This is a genomic window from Geovibrio thiophilus, assembly GCF_004087915.1.
In the GTDB taxonomy this organism is placed as follows: domain Bacteria; phylum Chrysiogenota; class Deferribacteres; order Deferribacterales; family Geovibrionaceae; genus Geovibrio; species Geovibrio thiophilus.
Genome location: NZ_CP035108.1, coordinates 1242009 through 1260957, shown reverse-complemented (window position 1 = coordinate 1260957; position 18949 = coordinate 1242009). Strand labels below are relative to the sequence as shown.

Sequence of the window (18949 nt, the reverse complement as noted above, 5' to 3'; positions counted from 1 at the left end):
TACTCTCATCGTAAAAGGTGAGACATGATTAGAAAACTGCTGCCCGTACTCCTTGCTGCCCTGTTTGCTGCTGCCTGTGCCCAAATGGTGAACTACTACGCCTCCAACGTGAGCATAAGAATTGACAGCGTAGACATAAAAAACAAAGCAAGCTTCGATAAGGTCGATCTGAACATTGACCTTTCAATTAAAAACGATAACCTGTTTCCCGTGTATATTACCGGCTTCACGTACAATGTGCTTATGGGAAAAGCTATCATAGCGTCGGGCAAAAATCCTGATAATGAAAGCTTCATGATAAAAGAGAAAAATACGGGCAATTTGTCATTCAGCATGACCATTTACCCGAGACGCGCCGGACAGGAATTTATAAAGGCTTACCTTGCGGAAGACGCGGAAATGAAGATATACGGAAAAGTATACGCAACTTCAGACATGGGAAATTTCAGCTTTAACTACTCCCACACGCACAAGCTGAAAAAGTAATCAGGCGATAACGTCAAAAAAGTTGCCTTTTTCCCCGCCGGAGTTTTTAGGCAGTTCCGCAGACTGAATAAGCTTAAGAGCTGCGGCACCCTGACTTTCCTGAACATCCAGAGCTTTTTTGGCAACCGTAACGGAAGCCTGCATGGCATATTCGGATTGTTTCATCTGTGAAAAACTGGAAGCAAGTGAAGTGAGATCCATAATTTTCTCCTTATTCTTTATTTATCGGCAGGAGATCATATTTCTTTAGGATAAATTCCCGTTTTTGATCAAGTAACTAAAAAAGGAGCCCTCTTCATGGACTCCTTCCCTGTTCCGGCAAACCTTTATTCGATACCGAACCGCTTCAAATCGTTCTCAAGGCTGTAAGAGCCTGCGGCATCAACCATTTCCTCGGGAGAAGCAATATAAACATTTATTCTTTCTCCTTTTTCCGAGCTTTTATCAAGAAAACGCTTAAGATCGTTCTCAACGTTATAACTGCCGGAAGAATCAACCATTTCCTCAGGCAGCGCCACATATGCGTTTATCACCTCTCCTTTTTCAATCCTGCCTGTGAAACGCTGAAGTTCGAGCTCCACGTTGTAGCTTTCTGCCGCGTCTGTCATCTCTGCGGGAGAGGCAACATAAGCGTGAATCCGCTTCTCCATTTCCATGCCGTCCATGGCTGAAGCGGCACCTGCCGCGAGAAATACTGCTATTGCAGGGAATACTGTTTTTTTCATTTCATCCTCCTGATGTTTTTCGTACAGACTTAAAAGCGGGAAGCGTGCCTGAATATACAAAAAGGTTAAATATTTGTCATAAAAGAATAAAATAAATATGAACCCAAAACAGGAGTGCAATATCCGCACAGCGGTGAGCAGAAATTACATAATATCTATATAATTAATAGATATTTAAGACGGGCAAAAAAAACGGGGAGCCTTACGGACTCCCCGTCAATCTTTAAGAAGGTTTATATTCAGTTTGCGGTTATAGGACCGAAGACGGAACCGTCTCTCCTGACATGGAAGTAAAAAGTATTGCCGTTTGCGTCCTTAACAGTTGCCTGATACGACTCGCCTCTGGGCATGACAAATTTGTCGAACTTCTCAATTTTGAAGCCTTTGAAATTTTCAGCCACGTATTTTTCAACAGACGCCTTGGCTGCGTCCTCTGTCACTGGCTGATAATCAGCAACAGGCGCTCCGCAGGGACCTCCGCCGCAGGGCGTGTTATACCCAGCTCCGCCGCATCCGCCGAAACCGCCTCTGCCGCCTTTTGCGCCGGGACCATAGGCGAACGCCATTCCCGCCGCGAGAACCACCGCAAGTGTTAATAATGCCGCTTTTTTCATTCTTATCCTCCTAAGCGTTAAAAGTCATACCCTGATAGCTCAAACCGTGCCATAAGGAGTTCTGAGAAATAAGTTATTTATAATTAACATATATATCCTGACAATAACCGTCCTCATCTGTGCAGTTTCTGCACACATGTGAGCAGGTATTTCCTAGCAAGGCAGGAGGATTTCACTGGAGTGCCGATGCTGAAAGCCGTTTAAAATAATCAGTTTCTCTGCTAAAATAAAACCGAATATACTTAATTACACAAACGGAAGTGAGCAATGAAATTCAGAAAACTTCTTTCACTGGCGGCAGTTCTGCTGGCATCACTCACTGTTTCAGCCTGCGGCGGCGCAGACGGAACAGCGGGAAACGGTAATACGGACGTCAGCGTATCACTAAGGGGAATATCAGCCCCGCTTACAGATGAGACCGGGGAAATCGGTTTAGGATACAAAATCAGCAGGATCTTTCTGGATGTTTACGCTCAGGGAGACCACAACCCGAATGTGCGTATCAATATTCTGAACCGGATAAAAAACGGCGACAGTGAAGTTATCATTGACGGGCTTGAGGCAGGCAGGGAATACGTTTTCTCGGTTTCCGCCTACGGCGTGAGAGACCTCATGCTGTGCAGCGGATCAGACACGGCGACAATCACAGCAAATCAGGATACAGAAATAAACCTCACCTGTAAATTCGACAACGAAACCACACTGCGCGCGTCATTATATGAAATCGCTGATTTTTTCATAAACGATAATGACAGAACACCGGAGAAGATTGAAGCTTTCATCGCGGATAACGCGACATTCGGTATTGAAAACGGGCTTGACAGAGCTGCCTTCATTCAGGACGCCTTAGATGATGACGGTGAATTCATTCCCGCACCCCTTGAGGATGTGGAGATAGCGGACATTCAGCCTGCGGCATACGGAAAGATACTGAAAATAAAAATCAAATATGAGGACGGCAGCTATGAGTTTCACACACTGCGTGTTGTGAAGCAGAACGGGGTCTGGAAATATGCCGGAAACGGCTTCCTCTACGAGCTCGACATAGCCCCCCGAACCCTCACGGCATATTACCCCGACAACCATACGGAAACATACTCCGGAATTTACGCCGATGTATATGACATGACCGGAAATATCAGCTACATAACGGTGACAGGTCCGAAACTCCCAGCCGCCGGAACAAAAATGATACGCAGCACTTACGGCGGAGACAACTTTATCTTTCAGGCAGCGGACAACGGAACTGCCGGAAGCGGAATGCGCCTGTTTGATAAAGCCGTATATCCCATTGACGATGACAACATCACAGGTATAGCAGACAACGCAGCGTATACTTTCAAGGCTTACGACTCAAACGGCACACTCCTTGAAACACGCACATTGAATCTTCCGGTGCGCCCTTTTACTTCAACAGAAGTTACCGAAGGGCACTTCCTCAAACCGATAACAGCGATCAGCGGCATTGTAACAGATTACAAAACAACGGATTTTACAGCTACCTTGAGCAAGCCTGCCGCTGAGCATCCCGTTTTTATGCGGGCAACATTTGAGGCAGGTGACAATTACGCCATGCACAATTTCTTTGAGAAAGCCCTGCCTGTGAACACATCGCTGCACAGCCTGACTTTCAGCACGTCTTCCGTGAGCTTCACCCCGTTCTCGGGAAGCTTTACGGCAAAGGCTGTCTTTGAAAACGGCAGGGAAACCCTGTACGTCAGAAGCATGACCCACTGACACCAAACCGGGCGGGGGTTCAGCTCCCGCCTTTTTTGTTATCTCCTTTCAATAACTCTTCCAAATTTTTTAAGTTGAGTATAAAATTCTTTTATCTTCACTAACATATCGGAGCGCACCTTGAACAGAAGACCGGTTACTGTTTTTTTCAAACTCGGAGCGCTTGGGGACACCATAATGACCACCCCCGCTCTGAGAGCATACCGCAAATCCTTTCCCCATGAAGAAATCATCTACATAATCGGTAAAACATGCGAAGCGGCTCTTCTCGGAAATCCCAATATTGACAGACTTATAACCTTTGATGACGATGCCTTTTACACAGGCGGGGTTGTAACCCGCATGAGAACCATGTTCAAGGTCACAAACCTGATAAAGTCATGCAGGGCAGAGAAAATATTCATTATGCAGCGTGACGGAGCTTGGGATCATGCCGCCAAAAATGCCGGAATTACCGAGCGCTTCGGCTTCAGCGACGGCAAAAGCAAATACCTCACCCGCGCTCTCACAAACTGGGACGAGTTTCACGAGGTTGACGCGTATATTGAGCTCTGCAAGCTTGCTGAAGGCTTCAAACCGGACGGGCATGTGATGAATGTCTATCACAGCGAATCGGAACCGGAAAGGGTCGCAAGCCTCACGGGAAGACTCTTTGAGAAAAGAGTCATAGCCGTTGCCCCGGGCGGGCGCTCAGGCATGAAAGCAGAGGATGACCTCAGACGCTGGCGGGGGTATCTTGAGCTGATCAGAAAAATTGTGGCGGAAAGTGACTGCAATGTTCTTGTGATAGGCTCAAAAAGTGATAAGGATCTCCTTGATACAGGCGGATTCGATGAGGCAAGGGTGAAAAACCTCTGCGGGAAAATCCCTGTCGCAGGCTCATACGCCGCTCTGAAACGCTGCACTGTCCTTGTCGCTAATGACGGCGGAGCGATGATACTCGGCGCTGCCGCGGGTATACCCGTTGTTTCCATATTCGGTCCCACCAGCCCGCTTAACAGATACCCCATAACCAACCACCTCAGCAGATACATCTGGCTTGAGAAGAAGTGCTCCCCCTGCATAAAGAACGGCAGTTTCCCGAGAAGGACAAACCATTCCTGCATGGGTGACATAACGCCGGATATGGTATTTGCCGAAATCAAAGATGTTCTCAGCCGTATCGGACAGAAATAATAAGATTGAACAACCTGCCCCTCAGATGCTAAAATTCCACTATGATTCATATATACAGAACCCCTGCGGCAAAACCTGTTATTCCCGTTATATCGGAATATCTTAAAAGCTCCGGACTTCTCTCGGGGAATGTCTGCTGCGTACTGCCCACCGGCAGAAACAAACGCTCTCTGGCGCTCAGATTTAATACGTCTGAAAAATCCCCCGTAATACTCAGCATACCGGAGTTCAACAGCTTCCTTTTCCGCACGGAAAAACCTGTTGTGCCGCCCGAACTCAGGCATTTTTTCATGAGACAGGCGGCAGATCGGCTCAGCAGAGACGAAAAACTTGCCCTCTTTAAACGAACCGACCCGGACTTCATGGAAAACTTTATAACATTCGCGGAGACAGGCAGCGCCTTTTTCCGCTTTTTCAGGGAGATAAAGGGTGAACTGATAACAGCGGAAGAGCTTGCCAAACATGCCCTCTATACTGATTACGAAAGACAGACCCGCATTCTCCATGCGCTCTGGGAGGCATACACAGGGATTCTGGGAGCTAACGGACTGTGCGACTCCTCCGAGATGTTCGATAATCCTCAGTTTAATCAATTCTTTACAGACAGGTTCACCGATTATGTGTTTCTGATAACCGGCTTCCTTACAAGGCACGAGATGAGGACGCTGAAAACACTCTCCGAAAAAGGCTCCGTACACCTTTTCTTTCACTTTATCGGAGATAAGACCATTAACCACAAAGAGATTGAGGAAACTTTAGGCACAGCCGTGCCGGACGATGAACCCGCTGCCCCCACAGGCAGCATTGAGGTCATAGAAACAGGTTCCCGCATGGAAGAGTATGAGTTCATCACGGAAAAAATATACGAGACAGCGGCAAAAGGGGTAGACTTCAACCGCATGGCGGTGATTCTGCCTGATGAAAAAATGAAAGCCTACTTCATAGAAAACGATATTTACAACCTTTTCAATATTACGGCAGGCACTGACGGAACATACTCTGAAATATACCAGACTGCGGACATAATCAGGAAGGCGGCGGAAGAGAATCTCCTTTCCGGAGGCTTAATAGGCATTGAGACAATGGAGAAGCTGACTGCCCAGCCATTCCTGAAAAAAATTACAGGATTCGGTTCATTGGCAGAACGCATCAAGGATCTGATAGGCATGAAGCGTCTTGCCGTGACCTTTGATGAAACGGCGGGATTCCCTTCCGTGCGAAAGGTCCTCACCCCTTTCTTCAAAGAGACTCACACAACACTCACTGATGCGGCTAAAAAGCTGATAAACCTTGCGGAAATATTTAACGAAAACGCTGAGGATCAGCGTGAGAAACAGCACGGAACACTTGTGATAAAGGAGCTCAAAAGACTGATAACCGTCTATGCTCCGGTTATGGATATTTTTCCGCTGCATACCGCCCTCACCCAGCTGATGGGAGCGCTCGCGCGTCTCGGCTTTCACCGCCCCGGAGGCGAGGTGACTGTCATGGGGCTTCTGGAAACCAGAAACATGCAGTTTGACGCGGTTTTTATCCCCAATATGAATGCGGATGTTTTTCCGCCTTCCAGTGATAAAGATCTGTTCCTCAACACGGAAATCCGGTGCAGCCTCCGTCTGCCCACATTTCTGGACAGGGAGCACCTGATCAAAAACTATATGAGCCAGATAATAGCTAAAAGTAAATTCGCATACATATCATGTATTTCACGTGATAAAGGCTCATCATACCGCAGCCCGTTTCTGGAAGAGATTATAATAAAACGAAGGCTCCGAGTGCGCCCCTACTCATCCTCCGGATTCCGCATATTCAGCACAACGGAAAACGGACTGAGACTGTATGAGCAAACCTCCTTCAAGCCTGATGCAGGTATAGCGGGCAAGCTCAAAAAACGCGGAATTTCAGCTACAATGCTCAACGACTATATTGCCTGCCCTTACAGGTTTTACGCTAAATACATCATAGGCTTGAAGCCTGCCGAAAGACCGGAGGACTCCATTCCCCCTTACGAATACGGCAAGGCAATCCACAGCGTTCTGGAAAACATATACTCCGCAGGTCTTCCTGAAACTGCGGAAGAGCTCCATGGGCGGATTTACAGCGGCTTTCTGGAAGCCATAGGCAAATTTGACGCATACAGAGTCAACCCGCTGGAAAAGGAACAGGCAGAGGATTTGGCGGAACGTCTTTACTTATTCGCAGTCAATGAAATAAACAGGTTCAGCGAAGGATGGCGACCGAAAACAGAAGAGGACGAACTGGAAGCGAAGATAAACGGAATGCGTCTGAAAGGCAGGCTGGACAGAACGGACGAAAACGGCGGCAAAACAGCCATAATCGATTACAAACTGAAAACTGTCAAAGATTTCAGGGATTTTAAGCCGGAAAAGATAAAAGACGTGCAGATGCCGCTTTACGCTCTGCTTTTTATGCACAAACACGGGCATATGCCTGACGAAATCCTCTGGTATGACTTGAAAAAAGAGTTCAGAACCGTGAAAGCGTTTGACGTAAGCCGCATGGATGAGTTCAGGGAGTTTCTGGAGGAGATGCTGAAACGCCTCGCTGACCCCGAACAGGCATACCCGAGAACCGACAGGCAGTCCGACTGTCGCTACTGCGACTATGCGGATCTCTGCGGGAGGAGCTGATGCAGAACCTTGATAACAGAAGAAATATAGCCCTCGTCGCATCCGCTGGAACTGGAAAAACCTTCAATCTCTCCCTCCGGTATATCAACCTTCTCCTTAACGGCGCGCAGATGGAGCAGATTCTCTGCCTCACCTTCACAGTGAAAGCCACAGCAGAAATGCAGGAGAGGATCATTCAGGTGCTCAATGCCCTTGCGGACGGCAGCCGCGCGGACTTCAAAGGGGAAAGGGAGATACTGAGAGAGCATAATAATCTTACCGATGAAGAGCTTGAAAAAAAAGCCAGACCCGTGCGAGACTATGTGCTGAAAAACTTCTCCCAGATGCGCATACGCACCATAGACTCATTCATCAACCGCATAATCTCCCAGTTTCCTTTTGAGGCGAATGTGCGCCCGGGGTTTTCGATTATTCAGGATAAAGAGAAGGAAGAGCTTGAAGCGGAAGCATTTTTCAGAACATATCAGATTTTTGCGGCAGAAACCGGAGACACGCTGAAAAACGCCGCCCGCGCACTGGAGCAGACCCCCAAGGCGATGATTGATGAAATCCGTAAACAGCAGTCAAATTTTGAGAATCAGCTTATCGGTCTGCCTGTTCTGGCAGAGAAATACAAAACAGATTCCGAAAGCTTCACGGCTCTCATTAACAGCCTTAATTTCTATAAACAGCAGTCAATTGACGCTTCCCGCACCTTCGGTGCGGAGCTGCTTGCCTCAAAACTCAACGGAAAACAGAAGACTCAGGCTGAAGGTCTGGCGGCAACCGCAAATCTGAAAAAAATTACAGACACAGCTCTTTACGCCGCGTGCGACCCGGTAAACGGTAACTTCAAAACCTTCGACTATGATGACAAACAGCGCAAAGCCTATTATCAAGTCATTGAAAACATGGGTAAATATCTGGAAACCAAAGGAGATCTGATGATCCGCCTCTCTGTCCGGTTTTACACACTGTTTTTCGCTGAGGTTGAACGCCTGAAAAAAAACCGGAATGTTCTCACCTTCGCCGACATCACCATGAAAGCATACCGCATGCTTGTGGAAAACAGCATAGCCGAGGACACTGAATATCTCTATTTCCGTTTGGACGGGCGCATACTCCACATCCTCATAGACGAATTTCAGGACACGAGCCTTGCCCAGTGGAAAATACTCGAACCGCTTGTTCAGCAGGCGCTTGCAGGTGTCGGACAGCAGGACGCGGTGAAATCGTTCTTTTACGTGGGCGACCCGAAGCAGACACTCTACAGGTTCAGAGGCGGCGAGAGCAGGCTTTTTGACACCGTAACAGAAAGTTACAGCGACTTCATAACCGAGCACAAGCTGGACACAAACTACAGAAGCGCAAAAGCGGTCATGGATTTTGCCAACCTTCTCTTCGGAAAACTTCACGATGAAACCTTCCGCTACACTGAGCAAAAGGGTAACAGCGATGAAAAAGGACATGTTTCCGTTGAGTTTATCGAAAAGGACAGCAACGAAGAATACATCCTCGGGCGTGTCAAAGACCTGCTGGAACGCGGCTTCCGAGCAGCTGACATAGCCGTGCTTACCGAAACAAACAGCAAGGCGGACACCTGCACCGAATACCTGAACGAAAACGGGATACCCGCACGGAGCGAAACAAGGCAGAAACTCACGGACAGTGCGCCGTTTAAGATAATTATGAATGTCTTCAATCATATATTCTACGGCGACAGCCTGAACGCATTCGCCTTCCGAATGACGGGTCCGGCGGTGAACTCAGAGGAAGAGGCGGCAAAAGAGGGCTTCTGCGAAAAAATTCAGGAGGAGCTTAAGGAGTTTGCTGAAAAAACAAACGGCATGAACGGGCGGGCGGCTTTTGCCATGGCGGTTAATGAGTTTTTCCTTGCCGAAAGATTTGAGGGCGACCCCAACTTCAAAAAGCTGTGCGATATATCGGCAAATGTTCCCGTAACAGCGAATCTCCCCGCTTTTTTTGAGGAATTCAGACGCAGGGCGGAATCCGAAAACGCCCTTTCAGCCGGAAAATCCGACGCTGTAACGGTCATGACGATCCACAAATCAAAAGGGCTTGAGTTTGAAGCCGTCATCATCTCCGATCTTGAAATAAGCGTGAAACCGAACGCCAACAATTCAAGGATGATCTTCTACTCCGAAGACGGTTCAATGCTCGCCGACAGCATAATATTCAACCACGGCGAAAAGCTGAACTCCTTCGTCAGCGGCGGCTTCACTGAGGCATACAGGGCTGAGGAAAAAGCCGCATACCACGACAGGCTGAACCTTCTTTATGTGGCTGTGACAAGAGCAAAACGGGAGCTTTACATCCCTGTCAAGGAAGAGCCCACGGCAAATTCATTGGAGCAGCTTCTGGCTAACAGCATCGAAATCCCCTGTGTACTTGGAGAAAAATATAAAAAGTCCTTCGCACAGCAGCCGGAGGAGAAAAAACGTAAAACGGAGAAATTCGTGCCACGCCCCGTACCGGAATACCCCATCACGGAGGAAAGCACGGACTTTCAGGGGGAAATATTCGGAACAGCGCTGCACGAAGCGATTTTTCTCTGTGTGCGGTTTGATGAGCAGGAGGCAGAGGAAACAGCCCGCTTCACCGTGATTAAGCATGCTCCTTATCTCACTGATGAGGATGAGAAAAGAATAAAATACTCACTGCTCATGCTGTATTCGGAACCGTTCTTCAAAGAAATAACCGAAAACGCCGAAATCTTTCGTGAGAGAAGCTTCTCTGACGAATCGGGGATAAAAACCGTGGACTTTTACTCGGTGAAGGATCAGGCGGTCTACTGTCTGGATTTCAAAACCGGAAGCATAACCGCGAAGATGACTGCGGAATACACTGAGCAAATAAACGGCTATGCGGATATTCTCTCAAGGCTTTACAGAAAACCAGTGAAAAAGTATCTGGTTAACTTCGTTTCCGGCAGATTGGAGTGGATAGAGATAAATTAGGAAGGGGGCGCATCGCTGCACCCCCAGGACAGTATTTACGTGATTTTGCAATCACGCTTTCGACGCCGTAGTTAATGCTTCCCCGCTGCCGCAATTTTATATTTGCGCCCTCATATGTATTGAGAGGCGGAGCGGGCGGAACCGTCTTAAAGGTTCCTGAAACGCAGGAGGAGTTCACGAATCCGCTTGGAGTACTCCTCGCCGATTCCGTTTTCAGCAAGCCTTTTCATGCGTTCTATCTGGTAATCCACATATTCCGCAAAACTAAGACCGCCTTCCGCAAAATTGTCTTCCTGCATATCTGAAAAAGGGTATGCTGTTTTTCGCTGTTCAGCCGCAGTTTTCGGCAGCTCTATCAGCACAAGGTGGAGATAATTAAGCTCTTTCATGCTTATTTCATCATGAGCCACAAGCTCAATGAGCGTGGTTATCACTTCTGCGGGAAAGTCTTCCGGGTATCTGTATACCCTGTCGCAGAACCTTATCTCCGACAATGGAATAAGTCTTGCTTTACGCCTCTCAGTAAAAAGTGTTGTTTTAACCTGTTCGGCGGTCTGCATCTTCTTATCCTGCCCTTTTTCAATCTCTGTGACTATTTAAGCAGGAAACATGCCAAAAAAAACCGGGAAAAAATTGCCGTACTTACATGAATGAGATATTGCTTCACTAAAGTTCGCAATGATATTTTGAGCTTAGGCACGGGCGAAAATATCATTATGATCATCCTAAGAATCGGAGCATAAACAGTTCCATGGATGGAACTGCGCCGTGCGAAGCGAAGGCAGGTTTATCCTGCCGCGAGCGTGTATCCCGAATTTCCATGGATGGAAAATTGGGGATTATTAAGACAAGATATGCGCCGTGCGAAGCGAAGGCAGGTTTATCCTGCCGCGAGCGTGTATCCCGAATTTCCATGGATGGAAAATTGGGGATTATTAAGACAAGACATGCGCCGTGCGAAGCGAAGGAAAGTTTACCCTGCCGCGAGCGTGTGGCAAAATCCGACAATAACGCAGAAGGCTCCTGCGGATTAATCCGTAGGAGCCCTCAATCCAGCGGCTTTCTCACAAAGCCGTCATAATATATTATACCACACAAAGCAGTTCAGATGAAAAATACTTTCAAACCAATCTTTTCGCTTTGCTCAAAACTATTTCCAAATCCTCTGCCAGCCGGTTGACAACGGCGCAGCCGTTCGGTTCCTGAGAGGCAAGCTCTCTGCATTTTTCAAGGACTCTCTCAAGCCTGTCTATGGCTGCCGGGTTTTGGGGTTCATCATTAAGTAAGTCATTTTCAGACTGGTGCATGACACATCTCCGATGCCTTCCCAATCGGCTTTCAGCCGCATAACTTAAGGCGGCATTCCGAACAGGTGTTCGGTTATTAGCACGCTTAGGGTAAAGCGCGGGTAAAGATCATTCACTCAAAACAAAAATGAACAATTTTTCCTACAGGTCTATTTTTTCCATCACGCTTTCCACCTTGCGGCTCATGCCCGCTTCTCTGCCCCTGCGATAATCGATCTTTATGGAAACAGAGATGCGGTTGCAGTCGCCGAGTTCCTCCACGGCGGAATTGACAACTCCGAGAACAGCCGCAGTATTTTCCCCCTCAATAATAGTCCCCATGGGTGTAAGGCGCCACTCAAGCCCGCTGTTTTTGATGACCCTGACCGCCCTCGCCACATATTCCGAAACACTCTCACCCTCGCCGAGAGGTGTTATGGATACAAATGCCATAGCGCTCATACACGCCTCCTTTATTTTTCACAGTTTTGCTGATAGTATAAACATAATCTAATGCAATGAGGAAAGAAATGACTGAAAAAAAGCGGATCAACGTAAACTTCTTTAATATAGAATCTCAGGAGGACGGAGTTTTCATGACACTCTCCGAAAAGCTCTCCACCCTGTTCGACAGCGGCATGGACTACGGCTTTTTCGAGACAAAAAGCAGAGAGATAATGTTTAAGCTGTTTGAATCCTTTGAGGTCAACGGCTTCCCCGCCTATCTCTTCGGGCTTATCAAGGAGAAGTCAAGCTGGCCGGTATGGTATGACAGAAACGGCGAACTCAGCGAAGTCCCTCTCAATTCAGGCACTCTTGGCGATATAACCTACGGTCTCGCCCTTCCGCAGGACAGGCTTCTTCTCACCGCATCCGGCACAGCGGGCAAGGGAGCCTTCACGGAGTTTCTGCGCTGGCTTGCTGATGAAAATACCATTGTTCTTGATCCTGTTTTCATAAGCGATGCGTATAACAAAATCCAGAACTGGGAAGTCTTCAGAAAATTTGAGATCAGCGTGGAAGCCCCCACGGCGGATTTTGTGGACACTGTGCTCACCAGTGAGTCAGGACGTGAGCTCGGTTCCATAATGGGCACACTGGAGGGACTTAAGATGGATATAACCGTGAGCATGGGCAACACCAAAGGGAGCATGTCCGCACCTCAGCTTAAGGCGCTCCTCGGCGGCATAATCTCCGACAACTACGCCAGAAAACTCACAATAACCGGAAAAGGCTTTGAGGATGAGGCCAGCGAAAGCATAGACGTAATGAGTGCCAAGCTGAAATACTCGGCGGATGTGGCAGTGAGCAAGACATACCTCAGCCCCGATGAAGCCCGCACTGCGTTTCTGGAAGGCTACTACAACAATCAGCAGTATCTGGTTAAGGATTAACGGACTATCTTAGGCTTCTCCGCTTTTACTTGGTGCAGAACTGTGTTGAAGCCTTTCGCCGCAGTTTTGAAGTTGGCGTCCTGAACATTAGCATCACTGACTTCCCTGCCGTAAACAGAGCCCTCGAAAGAGTTTTTGATGAGCTTAGCCAAAAAAGCTGTGCATGCGTCTCTGTCAGGGTTTCTGTCCGATTCCATGCACTTTTTCAGAATTTCCGGCAGATCCTCCTGACTGCGGCATCTGTGCACAAGAGGCAGCTCTGAAAAGAAAACATCGGCAAAAATAACTGAGGGGGTACCCAGAAGCGCTGCCTGATAAGCCGCAGTGCCGGAAACCGTAATCACGGCAAAAGCCCCTGCCGTCAGTTCCCAGTTGTCGGACTCGGGATGAACAAGCACGGCGTTGGGCAAATCGTTCACTGCGTTGTAAAACTCCCGCACTCTGTCACCCACGGCCTGAGGATGCTCCTTCACTATGACGACAGCGTCCGCCGGAAGAGAGCGGGCAATATTCTGTATTATATGAAACTGATCCGAGTTGTAAGCACCGAGAACATCGATACTCGCCTCCGGCTGCATATGGAGGTTGTAAACGCAGTATTTCTGCCCTGTCAGAAAAGATATATCTTTGGAAAGCCTGAGTCTTTTCAGTCTTTTGGAGTTGTTGCGGCGGAATATTCGCTGATCGAAAAGGTAATCCAGATCCGGACGGGTCATATCCTTATCTTTATGAAACATCATATATGCCAGATGTTTCTTAATCTTGCGGAAGTTCTCCGCACTGAACAAAGAAAAATCCCTCTTGATATGAGCGTAGTCCGGCACAGGACGATGGTTCACGAATCTGTCGTAAAATTCTTCGGCAGCTTCCAGATCGGAATCAAAAACAGGCTTATCCAGAAACAGCTTATCCTGAAAAAAGCCTTTGAAGAAAGTGAACCTGCCGTTGGGAATCCTTGTTGTTGCGGGAGTAAGGTATGGTATTCCGCATTTTTCGGCAGCGGCGGCGGCGGTAAGTTCCGCAGTCCATGTGGACTCCCCGAAGATAACATCTATTTTATTGTCTGCTATGAATTTTTTAATCATGGAGTACACAGCGGCGATGTATGAATAGCTGACTTCTCTGGGCTTGCGGCTGAGGAGGCGGTCGGACATGATGACAGCGGAAGCCCTGTAGGATGAATGCTCCTCCATCTCAAGGACTTCGGAAATATCCGCATCATTATTGAATGAGGCGGGCGAAAGATCAAGAATACGGTCTTCCTCAACTCCGTTTGCCTTAAGAAAGCTGATCCAATAGGGATCTCCGGTTGAGATCCAATAGATTTCGGCATCAATATGCTTTGATATTCCGTAAAAGGTCTCCGTTCTGAGGTGGCTCACCACAAAAGCCGCTTTCATTTACCGCTCCTGCGGACATCGCTCAGGAGTCCGCTTTTAATTATATATATGAAAAGAAAAAGGCTGTAAGCCGCCTCAGCCGAAACAAGTGCAAACGCTGCGCCTTTTTCAAAAAATGCCGGAATCAGAAGGAAAGAGAGCGCAAGTCCCAGAAGCTTCGCCGCTAGCGTGAGGCTGAGAAACGCCTTCCCCCTGTCAAAGCATACCAGAGTCTGAACACCCATTATATTGTTAATCGAGAAAAAGAAAAGATAAACGGCAAGCATCCTCAGAACAGGCACGCTCGCCATGAACTCCTCTCCCAGAACAAGCCTTACCCCGAAATCGGAAAGCAGGAATATGGAAGCGGAAAGAACAGCGGCAAAAGCAGCCATCGCTGTACCTGCTTTTTTTATGAAAATAAACCATTCATGCTTTGATCTGGCTGCCGTCCTGCGGGAGTGCGGAAAGATAGCCTGAAACACAGGGGAAAGCATCGCCCGCACTGCATCCATGAGTTTTTCAGCGGAGCCGTAGAAGCCCACCGCCGCATCTCCGGCGATGAAACCGAGAAGCACTGTATTGGTAATCTTGGCAAAGTTATCTGTAATCGCTTTCGCGAAGTAGATAAAGCCTTCCCTTATTCCCTTTATAACCTCGCTGAAAACAGGAAGGGAAAAGCCTAATCCGAATTTGGCGTATACAGTCCATATGCCGTACAGACCGGCAAGAGAATAAGCTATGAAATTAGCCAGCGGCACGAGAACATAATCCGCCTCGGTCTTCACGGTGAGGAGAACAAGAATAAGATACCCCGTTTTCACCGCCACAAGGCAGACAGCTATGAACTTCATCCGTTCCATACCCCTGTAAAACCATGAGGGGATAAGTATCTGCCCGCCTATCATGCCGAAGGAGAGCAGAATAAGGCGCCACTCCTCACGGAATTTGCCCACGGAGGCAATGAAAATAAGGATAATCAGAAAACCCGCACCGCCCAGCATAAGTTTGGCGGTCATTACGTTGTGAAATATTTCGGAAAGACGCTTTTTGTCATGCTGATTTTCGGCTATGCGCATTGTTCCCCACATGTCAAAGCCGTAGTCAACAAGGAAGATAAAATAGGTTATAACCGACTGGGCGAATATCACAAGTCCGTACTTGGAAGGTCCCAGAACACGGACAAGATAAGGAACGGCAGCTAAGGATATGGCATATGTTATAAGCTGAAGGATGAACAGAGATGATGCGTTGGAAAATATCCGCTTGGCGTCCGATTTCATAGAGTTGAGATTATATCAGAAACTTATGCCAGTCAATCCGTCTTACTTAATAACTGTAATCCGTGCATCCTGCCGGACTACTGTACACGCTCGCGCCGAACTTCGTTCGTCTTCGCTACGCACGGCGCAACATCTGGTCTTTATAATCCAAAATTTGCCATCCTTGGAAATTTTGGATACACGCTCGCGCCGAACTTCGTTCGTCTTCGCTACGCACGGCGCAACATCTGGTCTTTATAATCCAAAATTTGCCATCCTTGGAAATTTTGGGTACACGCTCGCGCCGAACTTCGTTCGTCTTCGCTACGCACGGCGCAACTCCATCCATGGAGTTGTCAGAGTCATTTTTACCAGTCACAGGTCACTCTGAGTAATCAAAATACCCAAAAAAAGATTCTTCATTGCGTTCAGAATGACTGGAACAAAACCATGCTTCATTTCATAAATTCAGTTAAGGATGTCCCTTGAAATACTTAAGCCCCACCGACAGATACTTCGACATATGGTTAAGCGCCTTCCGGAGTTTCTCCTGATTATACATTGACAGGCTCTCGGGGCTGACAAACTTGTTTATTTTCTCACCGGAATGCGCCTGACGTATCTGCTCATTCAAAGTTATATCCACCAGAATCTCATAGGCATCCTGAGTCTGAGAAACAAGTTCATCCGACAGAATCTTCTTGCGGCGCAGATGCTTCAGCCTCTCGATCGTATTAAGGTCATTCAGTCCGTATTTGAGAGTAAAGGCACGAGTAACATCCACTATAAAAGCCAGAGCGGCGATCTTCATATTCATCTTACCGGCATGCTCGCCGTCCTTTTCGGTTATAAACTTGCCGAAAAGGTTGATAGGTCTGCGCTGGTTGGAGTCGTTTTCCAGCATAAATATGAGAAATATCGGTTTCTGGGATATTTTCATGTTGATGTATTCCCTGAGCTCCCACACAAGCTTTTCATCCCCCGCAAGACCATCGTAATCGAAAACAATGTTGCTCCAGAGAATGCTTTTCCCCGCAGAACCGTCCACCCAGTCACGCACCTTGTTTTTCCATTCGGAAAGCCTCATGGACATCTCCGGGTTGGTAACCATAACGTTGCCCGGACATTTTTTGTAGCCCACAAACTCAAGATTATCAGTAAACAATGCTCCGAATTTGAGGAACATCGCTATGTCCTCATCCGAAACATCGTCCGCAAAGATGAAGCCGTTGTCCTGATCGGGATCCAGCATCATCTCCTTTCGTCCGCCGCTGCCCATTATGATCAGCGAGTGCTTCACCTTTGTTATGTCGAACCCTGTTTCCGCGGCGAATTTTTCCGCTGTGAGCCGATAGACCTTTTTCTGTATGTTAAGGTGGACGGCGGAAAGAACAGGCAGAACGTCATAGGTGAGCCTTGAGCTTCCCACCAGACCCTCGGCTATTTTATAAAGCCCCGCATAGGAGGCACGCAGCTCATCAATTCCCGAAACGCCTTCAATGTATGTGTTGTGAATAGATGTGTTCCTGAAAAGGGTGCGCATTATATCATTGTTGGAAATGATTCCCACCGGCTTGTTCTTCATGGATATGAGCGCGTATTCCTGTGCCTTCATCTGCATCTCTCCCAGAGCTTCCGCAAGGGGAAATTCCGCAGGCAGCACAAGAGGTTCCTTTTCCATAAAGTTTTTGACATACGGGGCCTGAAGGCTGCTCTCTATATTTGAGAGGAACCTGTGAACCATATGTTTACTGGTAATGAGACCCGCAAGCGCCCCCTTATCGTCAAGAACAGCGAGAGCGCCTATATTGTGCTCAGACATTACCTTGCCCGCCTCCATGACCGTATCCGTGGTTTGAGCTGTTATCACAGGACTGGTCATATAGCTTCCGACAGGTCTGTGGGTGCTGGATTCTATGTTGCCCGTATCTTTTCCGGTGATGGCGTTCATACGTCTCGTAACCAGCCCGTAGAAGCGTTCCCTGAACTCTTCGGAAACTTCCATCAGCTTATAGATACTCAGCTCAGGTATAAAAATAAGGTCGGAGTTCAGGGACGCCGTGGCGCTGACGTGGTAAACGGACTTACCCACAAAGTTGGAAAGACCTGCGAAATCACCAGCGTCGGCAACAGCCTTCAGCCCTGAATCGCTGTAAAGCTCAACCTCGCCCGAATAAACAAGATATACGCCTTTGTGGTAGGATTCGCCCTTTTTGAAAAGCGCCTCGCCCTGCTCCACCGAAACAAACTCGCTCTTTTCCAGAAGAAGCCTCAGACGGGAATATTCTATACCCTTGAAAACATAAAATCTTGTGAGTCTGTCCAGAATGTCGGTTATTCCGTTCATGGAACTGATTTCCATAAAGCCTCCGAAAATTTTTTCGCTCAGATGCGGGAGCAAAGCAAGCATACGGCATAATCAACCGCCATTCTACAGCTGCTGAAACAGCTGCTGGCAGGCTTTTCCTTTTGATTATATACATATCAGTCTTTTTTTAACAGACTAATTTTAAACCCATCAGAAATTAATACACTATTAATTGCATTCGCCGGAACAAATCTCATTTATGTTTGAAAAAGCCTTCACTCGTTCGCAATATCAAGATAAACTATTTATGTATTGCATTTTTCACCTACAGAACCCTTTTTGAACCAAAAATAAACTTCTTTATTAAACGAATTATTTATAAACATATTTATTTATCATTAATTATATACCGATGTCTCATTAATAATTAATCAAATAACTTTAAATAAACATACTGATTTATTAATTTTTTATACTCCATATCAACATACTTATAACATTTTATTGTATCAGGGTTTATAAAATCTTCTTGACAAATAGTGTCTATATAATTTAATAATACATACATTATATAAAGTAGTTTTACTTTAAGGCGCATGCGGATTTAAACAGGAATTAAACCGCATAACTGAAACTGCTTATAGTTTTATACTTTTCTCAAAACAGGTAGGAGGTCTTTATGAACGCTCGCGAAATCGTGAACTCTGACAGGTTCAAAAACCTAGTCAGAAAGAGGTGGACTTTCAGCTATATTATGCTGGCGATCCTCTTTGTAGTGTATTTCGGGTATCTGTTTCTTATTTCGCTGGATAAGGAACTGATGATCAAAATGGTTACACCGAATATTACTCTTGGAATAGCACTGTTCGTCGCAGTGATAGTTATCGCATGGGTACTCACAATTACTTATGTTCTCTGGGCAAACAACTCGTACGACAAAGAAGTCGAAGAACTCAAAAAGATGCTGAAATAGG

At 47.1% G+C, this 18949-nt stretch carries 16 protein-coding genes; 7 read left to right on the top strand and 9 right to left on the bottom strand.

Features of this window, described 5'->3' with window-relative positions; genetic code table 11:
• Nucleotides 1-24 precede the first annotated feature (24 nt).
• A complete protein-coding gene (locus EP073_RS05960) occupies nucleotides 25-486 on the top strand; it encodes an LEA/WHy family protein (RefSeq protein ID WP_128466254.1) in 462 nt (153 codons plus the stop codon).
• Here EP073_RS05960 and EP073_RS05955 read toward each other — a convergent pair whose 3' ends face one another.
• From EP073_RS05955 to EP073_RS05945, 3 genes are all read right to left on the bottom strand, one after another.
• On the bottom strand, nucleotides 487-687 hold the full coding sequence (locus tag EP073_RS05955) for a YjfB family protein (RefSeq protein WP_128466253.1): 201 nt from the start codon (nucleotides 685-687) through the stop codon (nucleotides 487-489).
• Nucleotides 688-812: 125 nt separating this feature from the next.
• The gene (locus EP073_RS05950) at nucleotides 813-1211 is read right to left on the bottom strand and encodes a hypothetical protein (protein WP_128466252.1); all 399 of its coding nucleotides are present in this window, start codon (nucleotides 1209-1211) and stop codon (nucleotides 813-815) included.
• A 239-nt stretch (nucleotides 1212-1450) separates the two neighbouring features.
• On the bottom strand, nucleotides 1451-1825 hold the full coding sequence (locus EP073_RS05945) for a PepSY domain-containing protein (RefSeq protein WP_128466251.1): 375 nt from the start codon (nucleotides 1823-1825) through the stop codon (nucleotides 1451-1453).
• Between the two features lie 267 nt (nucleotides 1826-2092).
• On the opposite strand from EP073_RS05945, the gene EP073_RS05940 reads away from it, so the two are divergent.
• From EP073_RS05940 to EP073_RS05925, 4 genes are all read left to right on the top strand, one after another.
• Complete coding sequence (locus EP073_RS05940) at nucleotides 2093-3562, top strand: nuclear transport factor 2 family protein (protein ID WP_128466250.1); 1470 nt, start codon at nucleotides 2093-2095, stop codon at nucleotides 3560-3562.
• 120 nt (nucleotides 3563-3682) lie between these two features.
• Nucleotides 3683-4738 (top strand): glycosyltransferase family 9 protein, encoded by a 1056-nt coding sequence (locus EP073_RS05935; protein WP_128466249.1) that lies wholly within the window; start codon nucleotides 3683-3685, stop codon nucleotides 4736-4738.
• A 41-nt stretch (nucleotides 4739-4779) separates the two neighbouring features.
• Nucleotides 4780-7389 carry a PD-(D/E)XK nuclease family protein gene (locus EP073_RS05930; RefSeq protein WP_128466248.1) on the top strand — a complete coding sequence of 870 codons (2610 nt, stop codon included), beginning with the start codon at nucleotides 4780-4782 and terminating at the stop codon, nucleotides 7387-7389.
• Nucleotides 7389-10346 (top strand): UvrD-helicase domain-containing protein, encoded by a 2958-nt coding sequence (locus EP073_RS05925; protein WP_128466247.1) that lies wholly within the window; start codon nucleotides 7389-7391, stop codon nucleotides 10344-10346. The genes EP073_RS05930 and EP073_RS05925 overlap by 1 nt, the downstream gene beginning before the upstream one ends.
• 146 nt (nucleotides 10347-10492) lie before the next feature.
• Here the strand turns inward: EP073_RS05925 and EP073_RS05920 are convergent, their stop codons facing one another.
• The 3 genes from EP073_RS05920 to EP073_RS05910 form a co-directional block, all read right to left on the bottom strand.
• Complete coding sequence (locus EP073_RS05920; RefSeq protein WP_128466246.1) at nucleotides 10493-10906, bottom strand: hypothetical protein; 414 nt, start codon at nucleotides 10904-10906, stop codon at nucleotides 10493-10495.
• Between the two features lie 561 nt (nucleotides 10907-11467).
• A complete protein-coding gene (locus EP073_RS05915; protein WP_128466245.1) occupies nucleotides 11468-11653 on the bottom strand; it encodes a hypothetical protein in 186 nt (61 codons plus the stop codon).
• A 141-nt stretch (nucleotides 11654-11794) separates the two neighbouring features.
• Nucleotides 11795-12094, bottom strand: a complete 300-nt coding sequence (locus EP073_RS05910; protein ID WP_128466244.1) for an MTH1187 family thiamine-binding protein — start codon at nucleotides 12092-12094, stop codon at nucleotides 11795-11797.
• A gap of 68 nt (nucleotides 12095-12162) precedes the next feature.
• Here EP073_RS05910 and EP073_RS05905 point away from each other — a divergent pair, with 68 nt between their 5' ends.
• Nucleotides 12163-13026: a DUF6731 family protein gene (locus EP073_RS05905; protein ID WP_128466243.1), complete on the top strand. Its 864-nt coding sequence runs from the start codon at nucleotides 12163-12165 to the stop codon at nucleotides 13024-13026.
• Here EP073_RS05905 and EP073_RS05900 read toward each other — a convergent pair.
• The 3 genes from EP073_RS05900 to EP073_RS05890 form a co-directional block, all read right to left on the bottom strand.
• Nucleotides 13023-14426, bottom strand: a complete 1404-nt coding sequence (locus EP073_RS05900; RefSeq protein WP_128466242.1) for a hypothetical protein — start codon at nucleotides 14424-14426, stop codon at nucleotides 13023-13025. The genes EP073_RS05905 and EP073_RS05900 overlap by 4 nt on opposite strands.
• Nucleotides 14423-15688: an oligosaccharide flippase family protein gene (locus EP073_RS05895; protein WP_128466241.1), complete on the bottom strand. Its 1266-nt coding sequence runs from the start codon at nucleotides 15686-15688 to the stop codon at nucleotides 14423-14425. Before EP073_RS05895 ends, EP073_RS05900 begins: the two co-directional genes overlap by 4 nt.
• Nucleotides 15689-16139: 451 nt before the next feature.
• Entirely contained in the window at nucleotides 16140-18029 is a 1890-nt protein-coding gene (locus tag EP073_RS05890; protein ID WP_164885286.1) for a putative nucleotidyltransferase substrate binding domain-containing protein, read from the bottom strand.
• 625 nt (nucleotides 18030-18654) lie between these two features.
• On the opposite strand from EP073_RS05890, the gene EP073_RS05885 reads away from it, so the two are divergent.
• Nucleotides 18655-18948: a DUF485 domain-containing protein gene (locus EP073_RS05885; RefSeq protein WP_128466239.1), complete on the top strand. Its 294-nt coding sequence runs from the start codon at nucleotides 18655-18657 to the stop codon at nucleotides 18946-18948.
• The last annotated feature ends 1 nt before the right edge of the window (nucleotide 18949 follow it).